The organism is Clostridioides sp. ZZV15-6598, assembly GCF_020657705.1.
Lineage (GTDB): Bacteria > Bacillota > Clostridia > Peptostreptococcales > Peptostreptococcaceae > Clostridioides > Clostridioides difficile_F.
In genome coordinates this window covers 1-278 of the sequence record NZ_JAGWCS010000372.1, presented here as the reverse complement: position 1 = coordinate 278, position 278 = coordinate 1, and the positions used below count along the sequence as shown (strand labels likewise).

General features: G+C 27.3%; 1 protein-coding gene. It reads right to left on the bottom strand.

The features are described 5' to 3' along the window. A partial coding sequence (locus KGF50_RS22105; protein ID WP_227850020.1) for an RNA-guided endonuclease TnpB family protein occupies positions 1 to 278 on the bottom strand: 278 nt, incomplete at both ends.

Below are 278 nucleotides of genomic sequence, written 5' to 3'. Positions count from 1 at the left end.
ATACCCACATTTATTGCATATTTGTGAACTTGCAAAGAATTTACCTACCTTTACAATTTGTCTACCATACCAATTAGACTTATATTCTAACTGACGAACAAATTCTGACCATGAAACATCAGAAATTAAGCGAGATAGTTTATGATTTCTAGTCATATTTTTTACTTGTAAATCTTCTATGCAAATAATATCATTTTCTTGTATTAATTTAGTAGATAGTTTTTGTAGAAAATCCTTTCTCCTATTAGCTATATGTTCTTTAAGTCTTGCAACTTTTA